The sequence below is a fragment of the Thalassotalea sp. Y01 genome, assembly GCF_012932945.1.
In the GTDB taxonomy this organism is placed as follows: domain Bacteria; phylum Pseudomonadota; class Gammaproteobacteria; order Enterobacterales; family Alteromonadaceae; genus Thalassotalea_A.
This window is the reverse complement of sequence record NZ_JABBXG010000002.1, coordinates 273,625-292,788: the sequence shown is the minus strand read 5'-3', so window position 1 is coordinate 292,788 and position 19,164 is coordinate 273,625. Positions and strand designations below refer to the sequence as shown.

The window sequence follows — 19,164 nt, the reverse complement described above, 5'->3', positions numbered from 1 at the left end:
TGCCCTTATTGCTAATAACTAAAGCATAAATAAAAAAGGCCGCTTTCGCGACCTTTGTTGTAAAACAGCCTAGCTTATTAGCCTTGTTTAGTAGCCTAGCTTAGTAGCCTTCGTTATGTACACTACTGACGGCGCGACCTGATGGGTCGGCCATGTTTTGGAATGCTTCATCCCAAGCCAAGGCTGCTTCTGTTGAACAGGCGACGGATTTACCACCCGGCACACACTCTGCCGCTGACGCTAATGGGAAGTGCTCTTCAAAGATGCGACGATAGAAGTAGGCTTCTTTACTCTCTGGGGGGTTATGCGGAAACTTAAACGCCGCATTTGCCAGTTGTTGATCGCTCACTTCTTGTTCAACTAACTCTTTTAAACTGTCAATCCAATTGTAGCCAACGCCGTCTGAAAACTGTTCTTTTTGACGCCACAGGATTTCTTCAGGTAAGTATCCTTCAAATGCGCTACGCAACACATGCTTTTCAATGCGCCCGTTCTTACACATTTTATCTTCTGGGTCGATACGCATCGCTGTATCAAGAAAGTTTTTATCTAGAAATGGTACACGCGCTTCAATACCCCAAGCGGACATTGCTTTGTTGGCTCGAAGGCAATCAAACATATGCAACTTGTTTAATTTGCGCACCAATTCTTCATGAAACTCTTTGGCATTAGGCGCCTTGTGGAAATATAAGTAACCACCAAAAATTTCATCAGCACCTTCACCTGAAAGCACCATTTTAATGCCCATGGCTTTTATTTTACGCGCCATCAAATACATTGGTGTCGAGGCACGAACCGTGGTGACATCATAGGTTTCGAGGTGATAGATAACCTCTTTGATGGCATCAAGGCCATCTTGTACGGTAAAGGTAACACTGTGATGAATGGTACCAATTGCATCGGCAACTTTTTGCGCAGCGACCAAGTCTGGTGAGCCTTCAAGACCACAAGCAAACGAATGCAGTTTTGGCCACCAAGCTTCTGATAAATCATTCTCTTCGACACGTCGCGCGGCGAACTTTTGCGTGATGGCTGAAATCAAAGACGAATCTAGACCGCCAGATAATAATACGCCATAAGGTACATCGGTCATTAGGTGACTTTTTACCGAAGACTCTAAAGATTCGCGCAATTTATCAATGTCGGTACTGTTGTTTTCAATGGCAGAGAACTCCTGCCAATCACGTTGATAATATGGCTTGATTTCGCCTTCTTTGCTGCATAGGTAGTGACCTGGTGGAAATTCGCTTACCGATTTACACACAGGTGTTAAGGCTTTCATTTCCGATGCAACATAAAAGTTACCGTGTTCATCATGACCGGTATACAACGGGATTATGCCGATATGATCTCGTGCGATAAGGTAACTGTTGTCATCCTCATTATAAAGACAAAAGGCAAACATGCCTTCAAGTTGGTCGATGAAGCTAGCACCAAACTCTTGATATAACGGCAAAATCACCTCGCAATCGGATTTCGTTTGAAATTGATAGTCGACGGTAAGGGCATGTTCAAGGTTCTTATGGTTGTAGATTTCACCATTAACGGCTAGCACGTGATTTCGATTTTGGTTGTATAAAGGCTGTGCGCCATTTTCGGTATCTACAATGGCCAGGCGCTCGTGCACCAAAACCGCATTGTCGTTTGCATAAACACCGGACCAATCAGGTCCACGGTGACGAAGAAGTCTTGACAGTTCAATCGCTTGCGAACGCAAACTGGTCGCATCGGATTGAATGTCCAAAATACAAAATATTGAACACATAATGTTGTTTCCTTTGGGGGCAGCCCCGGTTAACCAAAATCGAAATTAATAACGCTGATTTAACAGTGATACACCTTTATACAAATGTCTAAGGAAACCGCCTTAATGGCTATGTTCTTTCCTAACACCCATAAAAAAAAGCATGAGAACAAACTCCTCATGCTTTTAAATTGTGCTATTTACATTTAAAAATCAATAGCCATTCGCTATAAATTAGAATATTTATTCCAATTTATAACAAATTAAACAGTTTAATGCATACGCATTACTGTTTGTTTACCGGTTGTTGACGCTGGAATTCACTTGTTGCTGACCATTGTGGCCAATCTTGTGAGTTAGCCAATTGATAAATAATATCAAAGTGTACCTTGGCATCATCCACCGCACCGTTTAGATCCCACTCTGGGTTATATTCATCACAGGTTTGGTGATAACAAGCGCGCATCTTAGGTAAAATCTTCTTACGGTATGCTGCAACGTCACTATTAAGTGGTTCGCTGCCACCACCAGCGTACAATGCAGGTACACCAACTTTAGCAAAGTTAAAGTGATCAGAGCGGTAATAGCTGCCTGCTGCAGGGTTCGATTCTTTAACTAAGTTACGCTTTTGCTTTAATGCCGCCGTTTTTAGGTATTTTTCAAGTTCAGACTTACCTAAACCACGAACTTCCAAGTCTTTTACTGGACCTAAAATGTTCATGCTGTCAATGTTCAATACGCCAACGGTATCTGCTAGGGCATAGATTGGGTTTTCCGCATAGTATTTTGAACCCAGTAAACCTTGCTCTTCAGCGGTGGTCGCAACAACGGTAATTGAACGCTCTGGGCGCTGATCTAGTGATGCTAACGCTTTGGCAATTTCGATGATGCCACTGATACCGGTGGCGTTATCGTGTGCACCGTTATAGATGGTGTCGCCTTCGGTTTCTTCACTTGTGCCAATATGATCCCAGTGACCGGTAAGCAGTATTTGCTCGGTAGGGCGTTTAGAACCGGGTAACGTGGCGACAAAGTTATGCGATGTCGAATTCTTGATGCTGCTTTTTACCGTCGCAGACGCGGTTAAACCAAGGGGTTTATTAATTGGCCCTTGCATTGCCTTATTCTTGTAGGTGGTAAAATCAAGTCCCGCTTGTTTAAACAAGTCACGGGTGGCATCCAGTGTTAACCAACCTTCAATTTGCACGCGATCTTTGTTGCCATCTTTGTCGAATAATACGTATTGTGGGCCAGTCCAGCCATTAGTCACTACCGACCAAGGGTACGATGCTGGTGCGGTTTCGTGCACAATAATAGCCGCAGCTGCGCCTTGGCGACTGGCTTCTTCATATTTATATGTCCAACGACCATAGTAGGTCATCGCACTGCCGGTAAACAGACTCGGAATTTGTGAAGCATAACCTGGATCGTTTACCAACATCACCACGGTTTTGCCTTTAACGTCTAGGCCTTCATAGTCGTTCCATTTGTACTCTGGCGCATTAATACCATAGCCAACAAAGACAATTTCGCTGTCTTTGATTTGTTCAAACTCACTGACTCGAGAGGTACCAAGCACCATATCACGTTCGTATTTAAACTCAGCGGCTTGACCATTACCAGCAACGCTTAAGCTCATCTCTGGCGAAGCGGTGATTTCAGACAATTCTACAGGTTGTAGAAAGCTGCCGTTGTTACCTGGCTGCCAACCGGCTTTTTTAAATTGTTTGGTTAAGTAGTCCAGTACCAGTTTCTCTCCTTTTGAAGTCGGTAAGCGACCTTCAAATTCATCAGATGAAATGGTTTTTATATGTTGGTGTAGGGATTTTTCGGAAATATCGTTGTAAGCGCGTTCGAATGACTTAGCGTTAGCAGCAGAGCTAGCCAAAATACCAACACCAACCGCCATCATCATTATTTTATTTAGTTTCATAGCATTCCTGAAGATTGCAAAAAGTGTGACTAAATGTAACGTGTCATGCCACTGAAATAAAGTATTGGTTACAAATAATTACCTGAATATGTCGTTATTGATTGCCATGTGTTAAAACACGTTTACAATTAATTAACAAGACAACAAAAAATCCTGCCCCTATGGTAAAAGGAACTTCATGATTTCAGTAGAAAATCTGAGCAAATGCTTTGTCACAAAAGCAAAGAAAGCGCTGGATTCGAATAAGGTCGACCCAAGAGACCACGGTAACCTGTTTTACGCCTTAAAAGACGTTAGTTTTCACTGTGGAAAAGGTGAAGTGCTTGGCTTGCTGGGGCCTAATGGTGCTGGCAAAACAACAGCGCTGAGAATTTTGTCCACCGCATTAAAACCCGATTCCGGTCAAGTTATCGTCAATGACGTCGACGTGTTAACCAAACCCTTACTAGCGAAAGAAAAAATTGGCTTTTTATCGGGTAAAACCGGTTTGTATGGGCGCCTTACGGCGCGTGAAAACATAGAGTTTTTTGCACGTTTACATGGCGTCAATGATGATTTTTTAAAAAACGACGCAGAACGCATCTACGAAAACTTAGCGATTACCGCCTATTTGGATCGCCGAGTTGAACACCTGTCGACGGGCATGCAACAGAAAGTATCGATAGCTCGCGCGGTGATCCATGAGCCAGAGGTGGTCGTCTTGGATGAGCCGACGACTGGCTTAGATATTATGGCCACAGAAACGATTATGGAATTTGTACAATATATTCGCAGTCAGGGCACCGCGGTTATCTTTTCGACCCATCACCTAGATGAAATCGCTCTATTGGCTGACCGAGTCTCGGTTATTTTTCAGGGCAATTCATGTTTCGACGGAACCGTTGAGGATTTTCAACAGCATGCTGATGATCTCGATTTACGTAAAGCATTTATGAATGTATTAAGGGAGGCAAGCTAATGTGGCAAGTCTTTATAAAAGAGCTTATTGAGCTGCTGCGAGATAAGAAAACCTTGTTTTTTATCATTGCGTTACCTTTGGTCATCTTTCCGGTTATTTTTGCCTTAATGGGATTTTTAGGCGCCAAAGCCGCGCTTACGCAAAGTGAAAAAATCGTCAAATACGTCATCGTTAATGAAGAGGCGGCACCGGATTTTGCCAACGTATTGTTTTACCACAATGATTTTAAAAAGGTTGATGTCGAGGTTAGCGATGAAGCATCGTACATAAAAGCGATCAAAGATGAGCAAGTTGATTTGGTGGTTGTTCTCGATCCCGAATTTAATAAACATCAAAACGCCTCAGAAAAATCGACTTGGAAAATATTCTTTAATGGCTCGAAAGTCATTGGCGGCAGTCGCATTAAGCTTGAAGACGCGATGGATCGTTATGCTGAAGATTTGCAACAAAAAATGTTCAGCCAATTAGGCTTAAGCCGCGAACAATTTGACGTATTCAAGCAACCAATTGTTTTAGAAGAGATTGACACCGCTGACGAACGAGAAAGCTTTGGTGAACAGCTTGGTGGTTTTATTCCCTACTTGTTGATCCCGTTATGCTTAACAGGGGCAATGTATCCAGCTATTGATGTTGGTGCCGGTGAGAAAGAGCGGGGCACCATTGAAACACTATTGTTAACACCGGTATCGCGTTTTTCTTTAGTGTTTGGCAAATTTCTTTGTATTTTAACCACCGCCATTATGACTGCTGTGATAACCATATTATCCATGGTGTTTTGGACATTTTTGGTTGGCCGCGTGTTTAGTGTTGATGAAGTCGCACAGGTACTTGCTGCGGTTGGCTTTTTTGAATTTGTCATGGTGATTTTATTGCTGATCCCTGTCTGTTCAATATTTGCCGCGTTGCTATTGGCCATATCCATTTATGCGAGCAGCTATAAAGAAGCACAAAATTACATGGGACCACTGACCGTTTTAGTAATTTTTCCGGTCATCGTTGGGATGACCCCCGGTATCAATCTTGATGGTGTGTGGGCATTAGTGCCGATTTCTAATGTCGCCTTAGCAATTAAAGAACTGCTCAAAGGTACGATGGATTTTGCCTATATGGTGCCCATCTTTGCCTCGACTGGTATTTTCGCCTTTGTCTCCCTCGCTTTTTGTGTTTATTGGTTTAATAAAGAGTCGGTATTATTTCGCTAAACAGCTGATTTTGTATTGTTATGTAATTAAATAACGGCTTTTTATAAAAAAACTTCGATAAATCGAAAAAATATGCGACAAGCCCCTATATAAGCGACAATTTTTTGCGTAGAATTGTCGCTTTTCTATTTTAGTCTTTTGGCCCAAAAATCTTCCGCATTTCGCTGTTGAGCTGAGGCCACATACTCGCGATTGACGTCGCCCGAGGGGAATATGAATTTAGACGATATCATCTTGCAAGCCGAGCAAGCAGTTCAAGCTGCTAGCGATCCGGCTGCGTTGGATCAGGTCAGGGTAGAATTCCTTGGCAAAAAAGGTCTGCTAACTGAGCAATTAAAAGGCCTAGGTAAACTAAGCGCTGAAGAGCGCCCTAAAGCTGGCCAAGCTATTAACGTTGCCAAGCAGCAAGTACAAAAGCTGATATTTGCTCGTGGCGAATTGCTAAGAGAAGAGCAAATCAGAGCGAAACTTGCCAGTGAAGCCATTGATGTAACTCTTCCAGGTAATACCATGGAAGAGGGTGGCTTGCATCCGGTCACGAAAACGATTGAACGTATTCAAACGTTTTTTGGTGAGCTTGGTTTTGCCGTTGCCACGGGTCCGGAAATTGAAGATGATTTTCATAACTTTGATGCATTAAATATTCCTGCGCATCATCCTGCACGTGCTGATCATGATACCTTTTATTTCAATCCTAAATTGGTGTTGCGTACACAAACATCTGGCGTACAAATTCGCACCATGGAAAATGAAAAGCCGCCATTGAGAATCATCTCTCCAGGCCGTGTTTATCGTAACGATTACGATCAAACGCATACGCCAATGTTCCACCAAGTGGAAGGTTTGATGGTTGATAAAAATGTTAGCTTCACTCATCTAAAAGGTATATTGCACGACTTTTTGCATAACTTTTTCGAAGAAGATTTAGAAATTCGCTTCCGTCCGTCTTACTTCCCATTCACTGAGCCTTCAGCGGAAGTTGATGTCAAAGGTAAAAACGGTAAATGGTTAGAAGTATTAGGTTGCGGCATGGTGCATCCAAATGTATTACGCAGTGTTGGTATCGATCCTGAAGAATACACTGGCTTTGCCTTTGGTATGGGTGTTGAACGATTGAGCATGTTACGTTACGGCGTAACCGATTTACGTTCATTCTTTGAAAACGATCTTCGTTTCTTAAAACAGTTCAAGTAGGAAGGCCCATAACATGAAATTTAGTGAATCTTGGTTACGAGAGTGGGTTAACCCTGAGATCTCTTCGGAAGAATTAGCACATCAAATCACCATGGCAGGTTTGGAAGTAGACGGTGTTGATCCTGTTGCTGGCGAGTTTACCAATGTCGTTGTTGGTGAAGTTGTTGAATGTGGCCAGCATCCCGATGCTGATAAATTGCAAGTTACCAAAGTCAATGTTGGCGATGAAGTCGTTGATATTGTCTGTGGTGCAAAAAATTGTCGTCTTGGTTTAAAGGTAGCTGTTGCCAAAGTTGGCGCAGTATTACCAGGTAATTTTAAGATTAAAAAAGCCAAACTACGTGGTGTACCGTCGCACGGCATGTTGTGTAGTGAGTCTGAGTTAGGTTTAGCTGACAGCGCTGACGGTATTATTGAACTACCGCAAGATGCGCCGATTGGCACCTGTGTTCGCGAATACCTTGATCTAAATGATGTGACCATCGATGTGGATCTTACCGCTAACCGCGGTGATTGTTTAGGCATTAAAGGCTTGGCTCGTGAAGTCGGCGTTCTAAATAGCTTAGCGGTTAACGAAGTTGAAATAAGCGACAACGTACCAAGTATTGATGACAGTTTACCGGTTGATATTGAAGCCGGTGAAGCGTGCCCTCGTTATCTTGCTCGAGTCATTAAAAACGTTAATGTAAACGCAGCAACACCACTTTGGATGGTTGAGAAATTACGCCGCTGTGGCGTTCGTTCAATCGATCCTGTGGTCGATGTGACGAACTACGTTTTATTAGAGCTTGGCCATCCTATGCACGCCTTTGACTTGGCGGCATTAGACGGCGGTATTAAAGTTCGCTTTGCCAATAAAGATGAAAAACTAACCTTGCTTGACGGCAATGAAGTCACCTTGTCAGAACAAACGTTGGTAATCGCTGATCATCAAAAAGCCGTTGCTATGGCGGGTATATTTGGTGGCTTGAAATCTGGTGTTACTGCCGAGAGTAAAGACATCCTATTAGAAAGTGCGTTCTTTGCGCCGTTGGCTATTTTAGGTAAAGCACGTCAATACGGTTTGCATACTGATGCCTCTCACCGTTACGAGCGTGGTGTTGATCCACAATTACAACGCCAAGCAATGGAACGTGCGACAACGTTATTGCTTGATATCGTCGGTGGTAACGCCGGTCCTATCGTTGAAGCTGTTAGCGAACAACATATTCCTGCGCCACGCACAGTCACCTTACGTCGCAATAAGCTTGATTCTCGTATTGGTATTCACATTGATACCGACACGGTTACTGAAATCCTTGAGCGCTTAGGTATGACGGTAAGTTTTGCCGATGAACTTTGGACCACACAGGTACCAGCTTATCGTTTTGATATTTCTATCGAAGAAGACTTAACCGAAGAAGTCGCTCGTGTATTTGGTTACAACAACATTCCAAATGTGTCTCCGACGGCAAGTTTGCAGATGCGTAACCATAAAGAAGCGAAACTTAGCGTTGCTAAATTCCGCAATGCGCTGGTAAATCGTGGTTATCAAGAAGCGATAACCTATTCATTTGTTGATCCTAAGGTGCAAGAACAGTTACACCCAGGTGAAGAGGTGATGACCTTACCACATCCTATTTCTTCAGAGATGTCGGTAATGCGTTTGAGCTTGTGGACAGGCTTGTTGCAGTCGGTGGTTTATAACCAAAACCGTCAGCAATCTCGTGTTCGTTTGTTTGAAGCCGGTTTGCGATTCGTTCCAGATGCCACCGCTGAAAATGGTGTGCGTCAAGAACCTATGCTAGCTGGTGTTATCAGCGGCCTAAAATACGGTGAACACTGGAACCTAGATAAAACCAATGTTGATTTCTTTGATGCCAAAGGTGATGTTGAAGCCTTACTTGCATTGACGGGTTTTGCTAATGACTACCAGTTTGCGCCAGCAGATATTGCTGCTTTGCATCCGGGTCAGACAGCAGCTATCTATCGTAATGATACGTTAGTTGGTTATGTTGGTGCTGTTCATCCAGAGCTAGAACGCAAGCTAGGACTTAACGGCAGAACATTGGTATTTGAGTTATTGCAGAACGAAATATTGACGCAAAAAATCTCAGAAGCCGGTGAAATTTCCAAGTTCCCAGCAAACCGTCGTGATATTGCCGTAATTGTTGAAGAACAAGTTAATGCGAAAAATGTGCTACAACTTATTGAAAAGGTTGGCACAAATCATTTAGTTAGCCTAGAATTATTTGATGTATACCAAGGGAAAGGTATCGACCCAGGTTTCAAGAGCTTAGCAATCGCCTTAACACTACAAGATAGTAGTCGCACTCTTGAAGAAAAAGACATTTCAGATGTCGTAACCAAGGTTGTTGATGCCCTTAAGAGCGAATTTAACGCAACATTGAGAGACTAACAATATGGCGCTAACGAAAGCAGAAGTCGCAGAACATCTATATGAAGAAATTGGCCTAAGCAAGCGTGATGCAAAGCAACTGGTTGAAGATTTTTTTGAGGAGATTCGAGCAAGTCTTGAGACTGGCGAACAGGTAAAATTGTCGGGTTTTGGCAATTTTGATTTGCGTGTCAAAAATGAGCGTCCGGGTCGTAATCCTAAAACTGGTGAAGATATTCCAATTTCCGCTCGTAAAGTTGTTACCTTCAGACCTGGACAAAAACTTAAGTCCCGTGTTGAGCAGGCAAACAACGATTAAGCTTGAATTAGCATGATAACCATTAAAAAGAGGCTGCAGTTGCAGCCTTTTTTATTATCCTTTATTTCAAGGGGTCAGAACAGTTGAAATTTCAACTGTTCTGACCCCTTGAAATATTAACGGAAACTGTCGTTAATATTCGCCAGAACCCGTTGCCCAGGGCAGAGAATATCTTGCTTTACTTGATTTAACGAGGTTTCGGTCGTTTCATTTAATTCGTGAAATGAACGGCTTGTTGGATCGACATACAACAGACCCGTTAATATTTCACCGCGTTGTTTATGTTCTTCGACATCGATGATCGCTTTCATTCGATTGGATGTGTCATAATCGGCATCAAGTTTATTGATGCGCATAATCGACCCATCATGCAAACAAATATCTTCAAAGCGACCCGCAGGGATCTCCTTGGTTATTTCTTCCTTAATAGGCACATAATCGGTAATCGCACCGGTGGTGATATGATCCTGTACATAATCATATGAGCGGGTTGAGTCGGGGTGGTTATTAAAGGTCACACAGGGCGAAATAATATCGATAAACGCAAACCCTTTGTGCGACATCGCGGCTTTTATGATTGGCACCAACTGGGCTTTATCACCAGAAAAACAACGTGCTACAAATGATGCACCGAGTTGCAATGCCATGGTACATAAATCAATGTCATTAAATAGGCTTAATTCACCGGCTTTATTTTTAACCCCTTTGTCTGAGGTGGCCGCTAATTGCCCTTTGGTTAAGCCATAAACTCCATTGTTTGCGACCATATAGACCATGTCTAATTGCCGACGCACTACATGGGCAAATTGTCCAAGGCCAATGGAGGCGCTATCGCCATCGCCAGACATAGCCAAGTATTTGAGATTTTTATTGGCCATGTTGGCGCCAGTAGTTACCGACGGCATACGACCGTGTACGGTATTGAATCCATGGGAGTTATTCAAAAAGTAATTTGGCGCTTTTGAAGAACAGCCAATGCCCGACATTTTGACAATATGATGCGGTTCTATAGATAATTCATGACAGGCATGAACAATGGCGGACGAAATTGAGTCATGACCACAACCAGCGCACAGTGTTGAAATAGCGCCTTCGTAATCGCGGTAAGTTAACCCCAATTCGTTTATAGGTAACGCTTTATGGTGAAATTTCGACTTGGCAAAACTCATTAGATCACCTCCTGCTGTTGTTGGTCCATTTGTGCTTGAACACCGTCAACGATGGCATCTGCTGTTACCGCTAAGCCATCAAAATTTAAAATGCTATCGAGATTACTTGGGTTAATTTCTAGTTCATTGATGAGCAAACTGCGCATTTGCCCATCGCGATTTTGCTCAATAACAAATACCTGTTCGTGATGATCGACGAAGTCTTTTATTTCATCACCAAAAGGGAAGGCCAATATACGCATTAAATCAACGGGAATGCCTTGTTGTTGCAGCATAAAACGTGCCTCGTTAATCGCTTGCGACGTCGTACCGTAGTACACCAAACCAACTTTTGTGTTTTGTAAGCCTTTAGATATTTCCGCTTTTGGTAAGTAGTGCTTGGCGGTTTCAAATTTTCGCGTCAGGCGCTCCATGTTTTCAACATAATCCGCAGATTTTTCAGAATATACGGCGTCTTGGTTACGTGACGTTCCGCGGGTAAAAAACGCGCCTTTATTAGGATGAGTACCGGCAATTGTTCGATAGCAGATACCGTCTCCGTCGACGTCGCGATAACGACCGTATTGCTTCATGTTATCGAGTTCACGAATGCTTAATACCTTACCCAAATCGTATTTCTGTTTGTCAGTCCACTGAAAGGGAGGTGACAGGTGATCGTTCATTCCTAAGTCGAGATCACTCATGATGATAATAGGCGTTTGTAGCCTATCGGCTAAATCAAACGCCATGGCCGATAATTCAAAGCATTCCGCGGGAGAGTCTGGAAATAACAAGACTTGTTTGGTGTCACCGTGTGACGCATACGCACAGGCGGTAATATCAGATTGCTGGGTTCGAGTTGGCATTCCCGTTGACGGGCCGGCACGTTGAATGTTCATCAACACCACTGGGATTTCAGCAAAATAGGCTAGACCTAAAAATTCAGCCATTAATGAAACACCAGGGCCACTGGTTGCGGTAAACGAACGAGCGCCATTAAAGCCACCACCAATAGCCATACCAATTGCGGCTAATTCGTCTTCAGCTTGGACGATGGCGTAATTCTTTTTCCCGCTGGCGGGATCAATTCGCAAACGTTGGCAATAACTGGCAAACTTTTCAATCACTGAGGTTGACGGTGTAATAGGGTACCAACCAACCACAGTTGCACCGCCATAAAGGGCGCCCAACGCACATCCGGTGTTGCCATCAACCATAATACGACTGCCAATTAAGTCGCGACGTTCGATACGATAGTTAATCGGACAATCAAAATGATTAATGGCGTATTGATGACCAAGTTCAAGCGCAAAGATATTCGGTGCTATTAATTTTTCTTTGCCTTTAAATTGGTCACGAACCAAAGTTTTAAGTACGTCAAACTCAATATTGAGCAACGCCGCTAACGCACCAACATAAATGACGTTTTTAAATAGTTGTCGCTGTCTCGGGTTTTGAAACTCTTTCAGACAAATTGACGATATTGGGATCCCTAAAAAGTGGATATTGTCTCGCAACAAGGTTTCCGGAAGCTGTTTGGAGTTATCGTATATTAGGTAACCGCCATCACATACATTATTGATATCAGCGACAAAGCTTTGTGCGTTCATTGCTACGACAATATCGGATTTTCCTGCACGACGACCAAGAAAATTATGTTCATTGATGCGTACGTCATACCAAGTTGGTGCACCTTGAATATTCGATGGGAATATATTTTTAGCGCTCACTGGGATGCCCATGCGCATTATGGCTTTGGCAAACATATTGTTGGCGCTGGCAGAGCCAGTACCATTGGTGTTCGCAAATTTGACAACAAGATCGTTTATTTTAATTTCACTCATAACTGCTTCTCACTTACTTGATTGTCGCCTCAATATTATCCAATACCAGCTTTTGCATGTCCCAAGCGCCAGTTGGGCATCGCTCAGCACATAAACCACAATGTAGACACATATCTTCGTCTTTAACCATGATGTTGCCGGTTTTGAGGTTGTCAGAAATCAGGTAATCCTGATCGCTATGCATTTTGTCGACTCGCAATTTACCCTTGAGTAATTGTTCTGGCGCGGTGTTGTCGTCTTTAATATCGGCAATAAAGTTAATGCAGTCGGTAGGGCAGATATCTTCACAAGCCGAGCATTCAATACAAGCCGGTTCACTAAAGATGGTATGGATATCGCAATTTAGACAGCGCTGTGCTTCATTAAAGGCAAGTTGTTCATCGAAACCTAATTCAACTTCAGTGGCCAACTCGGTAGCGGCTTTTTGCCAATCAATATGTGGCACAAGGTGTCTGTCTTCATGGTCGACAATATTGGTGTAGCTCCATTCGTGCATGCCCATCTTTTGACTGACAAGATTAAAATCACTGTCTGGCCTTTGACCTGGATCTTTGCCTTGGCAAAATAAATCGATTGAAATAGCGGCTTTGTGACCATGGGCCACTGCGGTGATAATATTCTCAGGGCCGTAAGCGGCGTCACCACCAAAAAACACCTTGGCAATGCTCGATTGTAAGCTCGATTGATTTAACGCTGGTTGATCCCACTCATTGAATTCAAGACCAATGTCTCGTTCAATCCAGGGGAAAGAGGTATCTTGTCCGATGGCGACCAACACCAAATCACATTCAGCTAATAAGGTTTTGCCGGAATTTCTTAATACGCGTTTGCCATTCTTATCGTAAATCGATTCAACTTCGTTAAATAACACACCTTTAAACTCACCGTCTTCAATGATGAATTTGCTAGGCGTATGATTACAAGTGATGTCGATATTCTCAGCCATGGCATCTTCTTTTTCCCATGGCGAAGCTTTCATAGCTTCATAGGTTGAGCGAACCACGACTTTGACATCAGTGGCGCCAAGTCGTTTCGCGGTACGACAGCAATCCATGGCGGTATTACCACCACCTAATACAACAACTCTTTTCGGCGCGTTATCTAGATGACCAAAACTGACGCTGGATAACCAATCAATACCAATGGCGATGTGCGAATTGGCTTCCTCTACGCCTTCAATATTTAATGCCCGACCTTTGGGCGCACCTGTACCGACAAAGATGGCGTCATAATCATCCTTTACAAGCTTTTCAAGACTGGTTATTGGCGTGCCAAAGTGAGCTTTTACGCCCATATCAATAATGTAGTCAACTTCTTCATCGAGTACGGACTCGGGTAATCTGAACGCAGGTATCTGACTGCGCATCATGCCGCCACCTTTGATGTCGCGGTCAAACATGGTGATTTCATAACCTAGTGGCACAAGATCACGTGCGACTGTAAGTGACGCCGGGCCTGCACCTATCAGTGCCACCTTTTTGCCGTTACTTTGAGCTGGCGCTTTTGGTAATCGGTCACGGATATCGTCTTTATAATCGGCGGTAACACGTTTGAGTCGACAAATTGCCACAGGCTCTTCTTCAACTCGTCCGCGACGACATGCAGGTTCACACGGCCTATCACAGACGCGACCGAGAATGCCGGGAAAGACATTTGATTGCCAATTAAGCATATAGGCATCGCTATAGCGTTTATCAGCGATAAGACGTATGTATTCGGGGACAGGCGTATGTGCTGGACACGCTTGCTGACAGTCGACAACTTTTAGGAAGTGTTGATATTGAGTTACATCAGTTTTTTTCACAGCGCCACCACAATGTTACAACAAGGTTAAATATTAATGTACACAAAATATTCGATTTGGTAAGTGCTTTTTTTCAATTAATTGAAAATTTTCATAATGACTTTCATTTTTAGTGGTGACAATATCCAGGGTTACTGGGTTAATCGCAGGATGAAATTGACGGCATTTCTCGTTAAATGCTGTTTGTTAAATGTTGATTTTTAATTGGCTGAGTACAACGAAACATCGTCGGTTTAAGCTAGTGCGCCAACAAGCACATCGCAGTATTGGCGCCAGTAAAAGCTTATTTAGGCGTAGCGTTTAAACGGTAATTGTAAAGCGTTAAGGATGATATGTAACACTGAACTTATCAAAATTGCACCAATCACACCGGTCGCTATCGCCGACGACTCTAGTGGAATACTTGGTTGAAAGTCTTGCAGTGTTGCCGTAAAGATAGAGTGTTCAATTTCACTGACAAAATAATACACTTGCTGGATATAATCACCGGTTTGCAAATGTTGCAACTTAGTGGAAAACACGCTGATGCGATCAACCAATTGGTAAACGAGGTCGCCTGCGGCGTTAATGCCAGGATCGGTATTCTTACGGTATTGTTCAATTAATAACGCAATGTTGCCTTGATAATGCTCATCGGCAATTTGTTGGTACTTGCCTAATTGGTATTGTGCTTCCGATAAATGGCCGGAAAGACGTTGTTGGTATTGCTGCATCAATGCCGGTAATTGCATTGCGGTGACACCCGCAATGGCAAACACCAATTTATCAATTAAACGGGCAAAAAACGTTAACATAGCACACCTCTTAATTATTGCTGTTGTCGACACTCGGCTCTTGTTAGAATGACCCGAAGCAGCTTTTTTATATTGTGTTGTATGTATACTGAACAGCAAATCATTGAAAACATCAAGGTCTGGATTGAAAAGATCATAATTGGTCTTAATTTTTGCCCATTCGCGAAAAAAGATTATGTTAATAATCGCGTGCGCTATCAGGTGCAGTCTGAACCGGGCATGGAACAGGCGTTAACGTCGTTACTCGCTGAATTTAAACACTTAGATAAACATGCGCATGTTGCCACAACGTTAGTGGTGTTACCGCAAGGTTTTGATGAGTTTGACGAGTATTTAGACTTACTCGATTTAGCCAATGCGCTATTGGAATCGCAAGGCTATGAAGGCGTTTACCAACTGGCCAGTTTTCACCCGAACTATTGTTTCGAAGGGGTACCGGCGGATGATGTAAGCAATTATACCAATCGTTCTCCTTGGCCAATATTGCATATCATACGAGAAGATTTGTTGACTAAGGTTGTCGAGTTGCATCCTGATCCCGAATCGATTCCACATATCAATATGGATATGTGTGATAGCAAAGGTCATGACTATTTTAGTCAATTGCTAACGTCGCTTAACAGCGCATTAAACAGCAAGCATAAAGGATAGCGAAGATGGATTTTTCCGCTTATTACAGCGAATTTTTAACCATTGCGCTTGCTCACTTATTGGCGGTTGCCAGTCCAGGGCCTGATTTTGCCATTGTTGTTAAACAAAGCCTGACTCGGGGACGGCAAGCAGCATTATTTACTAGCGCAGGCATAGGTACCGCAATACTTTTGCATGTCTTTTATTCGTTAGTGGGTATTGCCATCATTATCAAAAGCAATCCGCAACTGTTTACCTATCTTACCTATATTGCTGCAGCGTATTTGGCCTATATCGGCGTGATGGGCTTACGTGCAAAACCAGGTCAGAGTGACGATGCAAACAAGGCCATTCAAGCAAGTTCGCAAACTCGATGGAAGTCTTATGCGACGGGCTTTTTGGTCAATGGTTTAAACGTTAAAGCGACGTTGTTTTTTCTATCACTATTTTCGGTGGTTATTTCGACACAAACACCAACTCTAGTAAAATCTGCCTATGGTTTTTATATGGCGATGGCGACCTTTGCTTGGTTTTCGTTTTTATCGTGTATGCTGACGTTAGATAAGTTTCGCCATAAATTGCAGCAAAATGGTTATTGGATCGAACGCATTATGGGGGCATTGTTGATCATATTGGCGATAAATATTGTGGTAATGTAACGCGCGATAGTTAGCTGTCGTCGATATCGCTAAAACAGCCATCGGTTATGGTCTGCAGACGCTAATGGTTTGATTGCTTTACAACTTTTTATATCATTTTCAATTGTTGTTAGTGAATTGCCTGACCGTTATCAATAATTTTGTTATAATCGCGCCATAATTTCTTCTATTTCATCATTTTCGTGTCTGATAAAAAAATTATCCACATTGGCTCTACGGTAGAAAAAGCTGAGCAGGGCGATTACACACTCGATGTCGCTAGCATTTTAAAAGAAGGTTGGGCGATCACCAAGAATCATAAGACACCGATTATTTCCGGGTTGTTGTTTGTGTTTTTTATCGCGATTATCGCGGTATCTGTTATTGCCAGTTATTTAGGTGGGCCAGAAAATATGATGGCCGATCCGCAAGCGAACGTGATCGCCAACATGGTACTTACTGTGATCATTTGGCCATTTTTAGCAGGGGTTGAAATGATGGGCGTATCGCACGCTGTTGGCATTAAAACCCGTACCGGATTTGTGTTTGCGTTTTTAAAACGCAGCGCGTTTATCGCTTTAACGGCGATTATCGTTTGGTCGTTAACCTCATTAGGCTTTGCCTTGATTTTGCCAGGTATCTATATTGCTATTGCGTTGTCGTTAACGGTACCGTTGCTTATCGAAAAAAACATGACACCAATCCAGGCAATTATCTTGTCGTTTAAAGCCACTCGCTTTCAGTGGTTGCGCTTATTACAGATTTACAGTGCATTGTTCTCATTGGCGATTATGTCAATATTACCTGCGGTAATGGGGGCTCCTTTGTTGATCTCTTTACCTATCATGGTGGTTGCCTTGTTGTTGTTAGCACCGTATTACTACAACGTAAAAGGCATTTTGTATCGAGAGATATTTGGTGTTTCAATGCAAGTTGTAGATAATAACGGCCGAAAAGATACCTACTTTTCAGCCTAAAGGATGAAGTAAATTTAAGGGAATCCATGGTTAGTCCAAATCGAAAAAAGCATAAAACCATTAAAGGTATTTTGCTGATTGTTATCTTCTTTATGGCGCTATCGCCAATACTGTTTTACAGCGTTAGCGAAGTCGAAGTGAGCGATGTTGAAATAGCCAACAAGCCGCATTATAAAAAGCCTGAACAACCATTGCATGATGTTGAACTACCAGACTTTTTGTCTATTCGCCATATCCCTGATCGCAAACAAGCGTTCTTTGAGTTTTTAAAGCCTGCAATTGAAAAAGAAAATCAACGCCTGAATAAGCTAAGACACACCATTATGTTATTAGCTGAACAACATCAGCAGGGCGAAACCCTGTCAAACCAACAAGTGTTATGGCTGACAAAATTAAGTAAATCTTACCGGGTTAATCCGAAATGGAGCATTGCAGAGCAACTGAGTGCCTTATTGGTTAAAGTTGATGAGATCCCAAGACAATTGGTGCTTGTTCAAGCCGCGAATGAATCCGCATGGGGTAGCTCACGATTTGCCAAAATAGGGCTTAACTTTTTTGGTATTTGGTGCTTCAAACAGGGCTGTGGCATGGTGCCAAATGGTCGTGATGCTGGCTTAAGACACGAAGTGGCAGCTTTTGATTCGGTTGATGATGTAATCGGCCACTACTTTCTTAATATTAATTCCAATGCCGCATACAATATGCTGCGTCAGATCAGAGCGCAATTAAGAGAGCATGATGTACCATTGCAAGCGGATATCTTAGCAACCGGGCTATTGCCTTATTCTGAGCGAGGTATCGACTACGTCGTTGAAATCAATACTATGCTTAGACATAACCGTCGTTATTTATAATGAGTAAAATGAAGAAATTACTGTTAGCAACATCCATAATGCTGGGCGTTTCAGCGCCAGTCGCGGCTGTTGATCTAGAATATAAAGGCTTTTATCAGCGCCTTAATCTGATTGAAGAAAACAAGTTAGATAAAATCACTATGGCGTTTTATTTGGTTGATTCTTACACGCGCAGTCGTTGTGTTTTAACCGACGCGAAAATGCTTAATAAGAACGGTCAACATGATGCCATTGCCATCGCGGATGATGGTCAATTGTTGGTGCCGTTGTCGCAGTCATACTATGATAATTTTGCGGTATTGCGGGTAGAGCAGCAAGACCCAGGTCAAAACTGCATACTGCAAATGCAAATGCAGGTTAAAGACAAACAACAAAAAGCATTTAGTTTTAGCGAGTTGGCATTGATTACCTGGCAAATGCAGGAATTGGTCGATGAATTTGGTGGCTTACTATCGTTTATGATGCCAAATGTTCAAGGTTTGCATATTGAGATGAAAAAAGCAGATAGCTTGAAGTACATTGACTCTTCACTTCGCGACGCACTTAATTGTGACGGGACGGTGTGTAAACTGCTGATTGATATGGACGATAAGCGCGATGAAAACGCTATAGAGTTTTCATCGCCACCTGTTGTGGTTGCGCCTTGGGTTGAAGAATAGACGAAAGAAAACGACTTTCTAACCGGTGATATACAGACATAAAAAAAGCGAGCTTAGGCTCGCTTTTTATTTTCGAGTTTGGAAACTAG

16 protein-coding genes are annotated in these 19,164 nt (G+C 42.8%); 10 read left to right on the top strand and 6 right to left on the bottom strand.

The features are described from left to right. Positions 1-100: 100 nt before the first annotated feature. Together asnB and HII16_RS04165 are read right to left on the bottom strand one after the other, a co-directional pair. Positions 101-1,765 (bottom strand): asparagine synthase B, encoded by a 1,665-nt coding sequence (gene asnB / locus HII16_RS04170; protein ID WP_169127743.1) that lies wholly within the window; start codon positions 1,763-1,765, stop codon positions 101-103. A gap of 265 nt (positions 1,766-2,030) precedes the next feature. Beyond that, a complete protein-coding gene (locus tag HII16_RS04165; protein ID WP_169127741.1) occupies positions 2,031-3,677 on the bottom strand; it encodes a M28 family metallopeptidase in 1,647 nt (548 codons plus the stop codon). Positions 3,678-3,855: 178 nt separating this feature from the next. Here HII16_RS04165 and HII16_RS04160 point away from each other — a divergent pair, with 178 nt between their 5' ends. The 5 genes from HII16_RS04160 (at position 3,856) to ihfA (ending at position 9,727) form a co-directional block, all read left to right on the top strand. After that, a complete protein-coding gene (locus tag HII16_RS04160) occupies positions 3,856-4,635 on the top strand; it encodes an ATP-binding cassette domain-containing protein (protein ID WP_169127739.1) in 780 nt (259 codons plus the stop codon). Further along, complete coding sequence (locus tag HII16_RS04155) at positions 4,635-5,837, top strand: ABC transporter permease (protein ID WP_169127737.1); 1,203 nt, start codon at positions 4,635-4,637, stop codon at positions 5,835-5,837. The genes HII16_RS04160 and HII16_RS04155 overlap by 1 nt, the downstream gene beginning before the upstream one ends. Before the next feature lie 213 nt (positions 5,838-6,050). After that, positions 6,051-7,031 carry a phenylalanine--tRNA ligase subunit alpha gene (pheS, locus tag HII16_RS04150; RefSeq protein WP_169127734.1) on the top strand — a complete coding sequence of 327 codons (981 nt, stop codon included), beginning with the start codon at positions 6,051-6,053 and terminating at the stop codon, positions 7,029-7,031. 13 nt (positions 7,032-7,044) lie between these two features. Continuing rightward, positions 7,045-9,429: a phenylalanine--tRNA ligase subunit beta gene (gene pheT / locus HII16_RS04145; protein ID WP_169127732.1), complete on the top strand. Its 2,385-nt coding sequence runs from the start codon at positions 7,045-7,047 to the stop codon at positions 9,427-9,429. A gap of 4 nt (positions 9,430-9,433) precedes the next feature. Then, the gene (gene ihfA, locus HII16_RS04140; protein ID WP_135440114.1) at positions 9,434-9,727 is read left to right on the top strand and encodes an integration host factor subunit alpha; all 294 of its coding nucleotides are present in this window, start codon (positions 9,434-9,436) and stop codon (positions 9,725-9,727) included. 116 nt (positions 9,728-9,843) lie between these two features. On the opposite strand, the gene HII16_RS04135 is transcribed toward ihfA, so the two are convergent. From HII16_RS04135 to HII16_RS04120, 4 genes are all read right to left on the bottom strand, one after another. Further along, positions 9,844-10,896, bottom strand: a complete 1,053-nt coding sequence (locus HII16_RS04135; RefSeq protein ID WP_169127730.1) for a 2-oxoacid:ferredoxin oxidoreductase subunit beta — start codon at positions 10,894-10,896, stop codon at positions 9,844-9,846. After that, on the bottom strand, positions 10,896-12,719 hold the full coding sequence (locus HII16_RS04130; protein WP_169127728.1) for a 2-oxoacid:acceptor oxidoreductase subunit alpha: 1,824 nt from the start codon (positions 12,717-12,719) through the stop codon (positions 10,896-10,898). The genes HII16_RS04135 and HII16_RS04130 overlap by 1 nt, the downstream gene beginning before the upstream one ends. Positions 12,720-12,732: 13 nt before the next feature. Then, complete coding sequence (locus HII16_RS17110; protein ID WP_169127726.1) at positions 12,733-14,523, bottom strand: FAD-dependent oxidoreductase; 1,791 nt, start codon at positions 14,521-14,523, stop codon at positions 12,733-12,735. Between the two features lie 287 nt (positions 14,524-14,810). Beyond that, the gene (locus HII16_RS04120) at positions 14,811-15,317 is read right to left on the bottom strand and encodes a DUF2937 family protein (RefSeq protein ID WP_169127724.1); all 507 of its coding nucleotides are present in this window, start codon (positions 15,315-15,317) and stop codon (positions 14,811-14,813) included. A gap of 81 nt (positions 15,318-15,398) precedes the next feature. Here HII16_RS04120 and HII16_RS04115 point away from each other — a divergent pair, with 81 nt between their 5' ends. The 5 genes from HII16_RS04115 to HII16_RS04095 all read left to right on the top strand — a co-directional run bounded on the left by HII16_RS04115 (position 15,399) and on the right by HII16_RS04095 (position 19,075). Next, the gene (locus HII16_RS04115; RefSeq protein ID WP_169127722.1) at positions 15,399-15,968 is read left to right on the top strand and encodes a DUF1415 domain-containing protein; all 570 of its coding nucleotides are present in this window, start codon (positions 15,399-15,401) and stop codon (positions 15,966-15,968) included. A 5-nt stretch (positions 15,969-15,973) separates the two neighbouring features. Then, positions 15,974-16,606, top strand: coding sequence for a LysE family transporter (locus HII16_RS04110; RefSeq protein WP_169127719.1), 633 nt, complete (start codon positions 15,974-15,976; stop codon positions 16,604-16,606). A 182-nt stretch (positions 16,607-16,788) separates the two neighbouring features. Beyond that, a complete protein-coding gene (locus HII16_RS04105) occupies positions 16,789-17,562 on the top strand; it encodes a hypothetical protein (protein WP_169127717.1) in 774 nt (257 codons plus the stop codon). 26 nt (positions 17,563-17,588) lie between these two features. Next, positions 17,589-18,416 (top strand): glucosaminidase domain-containing protein, encoded by an 828-nt coding sequence (locus HII16_RS04100; RefSeq protein WP_169127715.1) that lies wholly within the window; start codon positions 17,589-17,591, stop codon positions 18,414-18,416. Positions 18,417-18,424: 8 nt separating this feature from the next. Further along, positions 18,425-19,075: a DUF2987 domain-containing protein gene (locus HII16_RS04095; RefSeq protein WP_169127713.1), complete on the top strand. Its 651-nt coding sequence runs from the start codon at positions 18,425-18,427 to the stop codon at positions 19,073-19,075. Positions 19,076-19,164 lie beyond the last annotated feature (89 nt).

Bases quoted from the DNA above. Each gene is read 5' to 3' on its own strand.
- asnB (WP_169127743.1), bottom strand. From the start codon at position 1,765: ATGTGTTCAATATTTTGTATTTTGGACATTCAATCCGATGCGACCAGT.
- HII16_RS04165 (WP_169127741.1), bottom strand. From the start codon at position 3,677: ATGAAACTAAATAAAATAATGATGATGGCGGTTGGTGTTGGTATTTTG.
- HII16_RS04160 (WP_169127739.1), top strand. From the start codon at position 3,856: ATGATTTCAGTAGAAAATCTGAGCAAATGCTTTGTCACAAAAGCAAAG.
- HII16_RS04155 (WP_169127737.1), top strand. From the start codon at position 4,635: ATGTGGCAAGTCTTTATAAAAGAGCTTATTGAGCTGCTGCGAGATAAG.
- pheS (WP_169127734.1), top strand. From the start codon at position 6,051: ATGAATTTAGACGATATCATCTTGCAAGCCGAGCAAGCAGTTCAAGCT.
- pheT (WP_169127732.1), top strand. From the start codon at position 7,045: ATGAAATTTAGTGAATCTTGGTTACGAGAGTGGGTTAACCCTGAGATC.
- ihfA (WP_135440114.1), top strand. From the start codon at position 9,434: ATGGCGCTAACGAAAGCAGAAGTCGCAGAACATCTATATGAAGAAATT.
- HII16_RS04135 (WP_169127730.1), bottom strand. From the start codon at position 10,896: ATGAGTTTTGCCAAGTCGAAATTTCACCATAAAGCGTTACCTATAAAC.
- HII16_RS04130 (WP_169127728.1), bottom strand. From the start codon at position 12,719: ATGAGTGAAATTAAAATAAACGATCTTGTTGTCAAATTTGCGAACACC.
- HII16_RS04120 (WP_169127724.1), bottom strand. From the start codon at position 15,317: ATGTTAACGTTTTTTGCCCGTTTAATTGATAAATTGGTGTTTGCCATT.
- HII16_RS04115 (WP_169127722.1), top strand. From the start codon at position 15,399: ATGTATACTGAACAGCAAATCATTGAAAACATCAAGGTCTGGATTGAA.
- HII16_RS04110 (WP_169127719.1), top strand. From the start codon at position 15,974: ATGGATTTTTCCGCTTATTACAGCGAATTTTTAACCATTGCGCTTGCT.
- HII16_RS04100 (WP_169127715.1), top strand. From the start codon at position 17,589: ATGGTTAGTCCAAATCGAAAAAAGCATAAAACCATTAAAGGTATTTTG.
- HII16_RS04095 (WP_169127713.1), top strand. From the start codon at position 18,425: ATGAAGAAATTACTGTTAGCAACATCCATAATGCTGGGCGTTTCAGCG.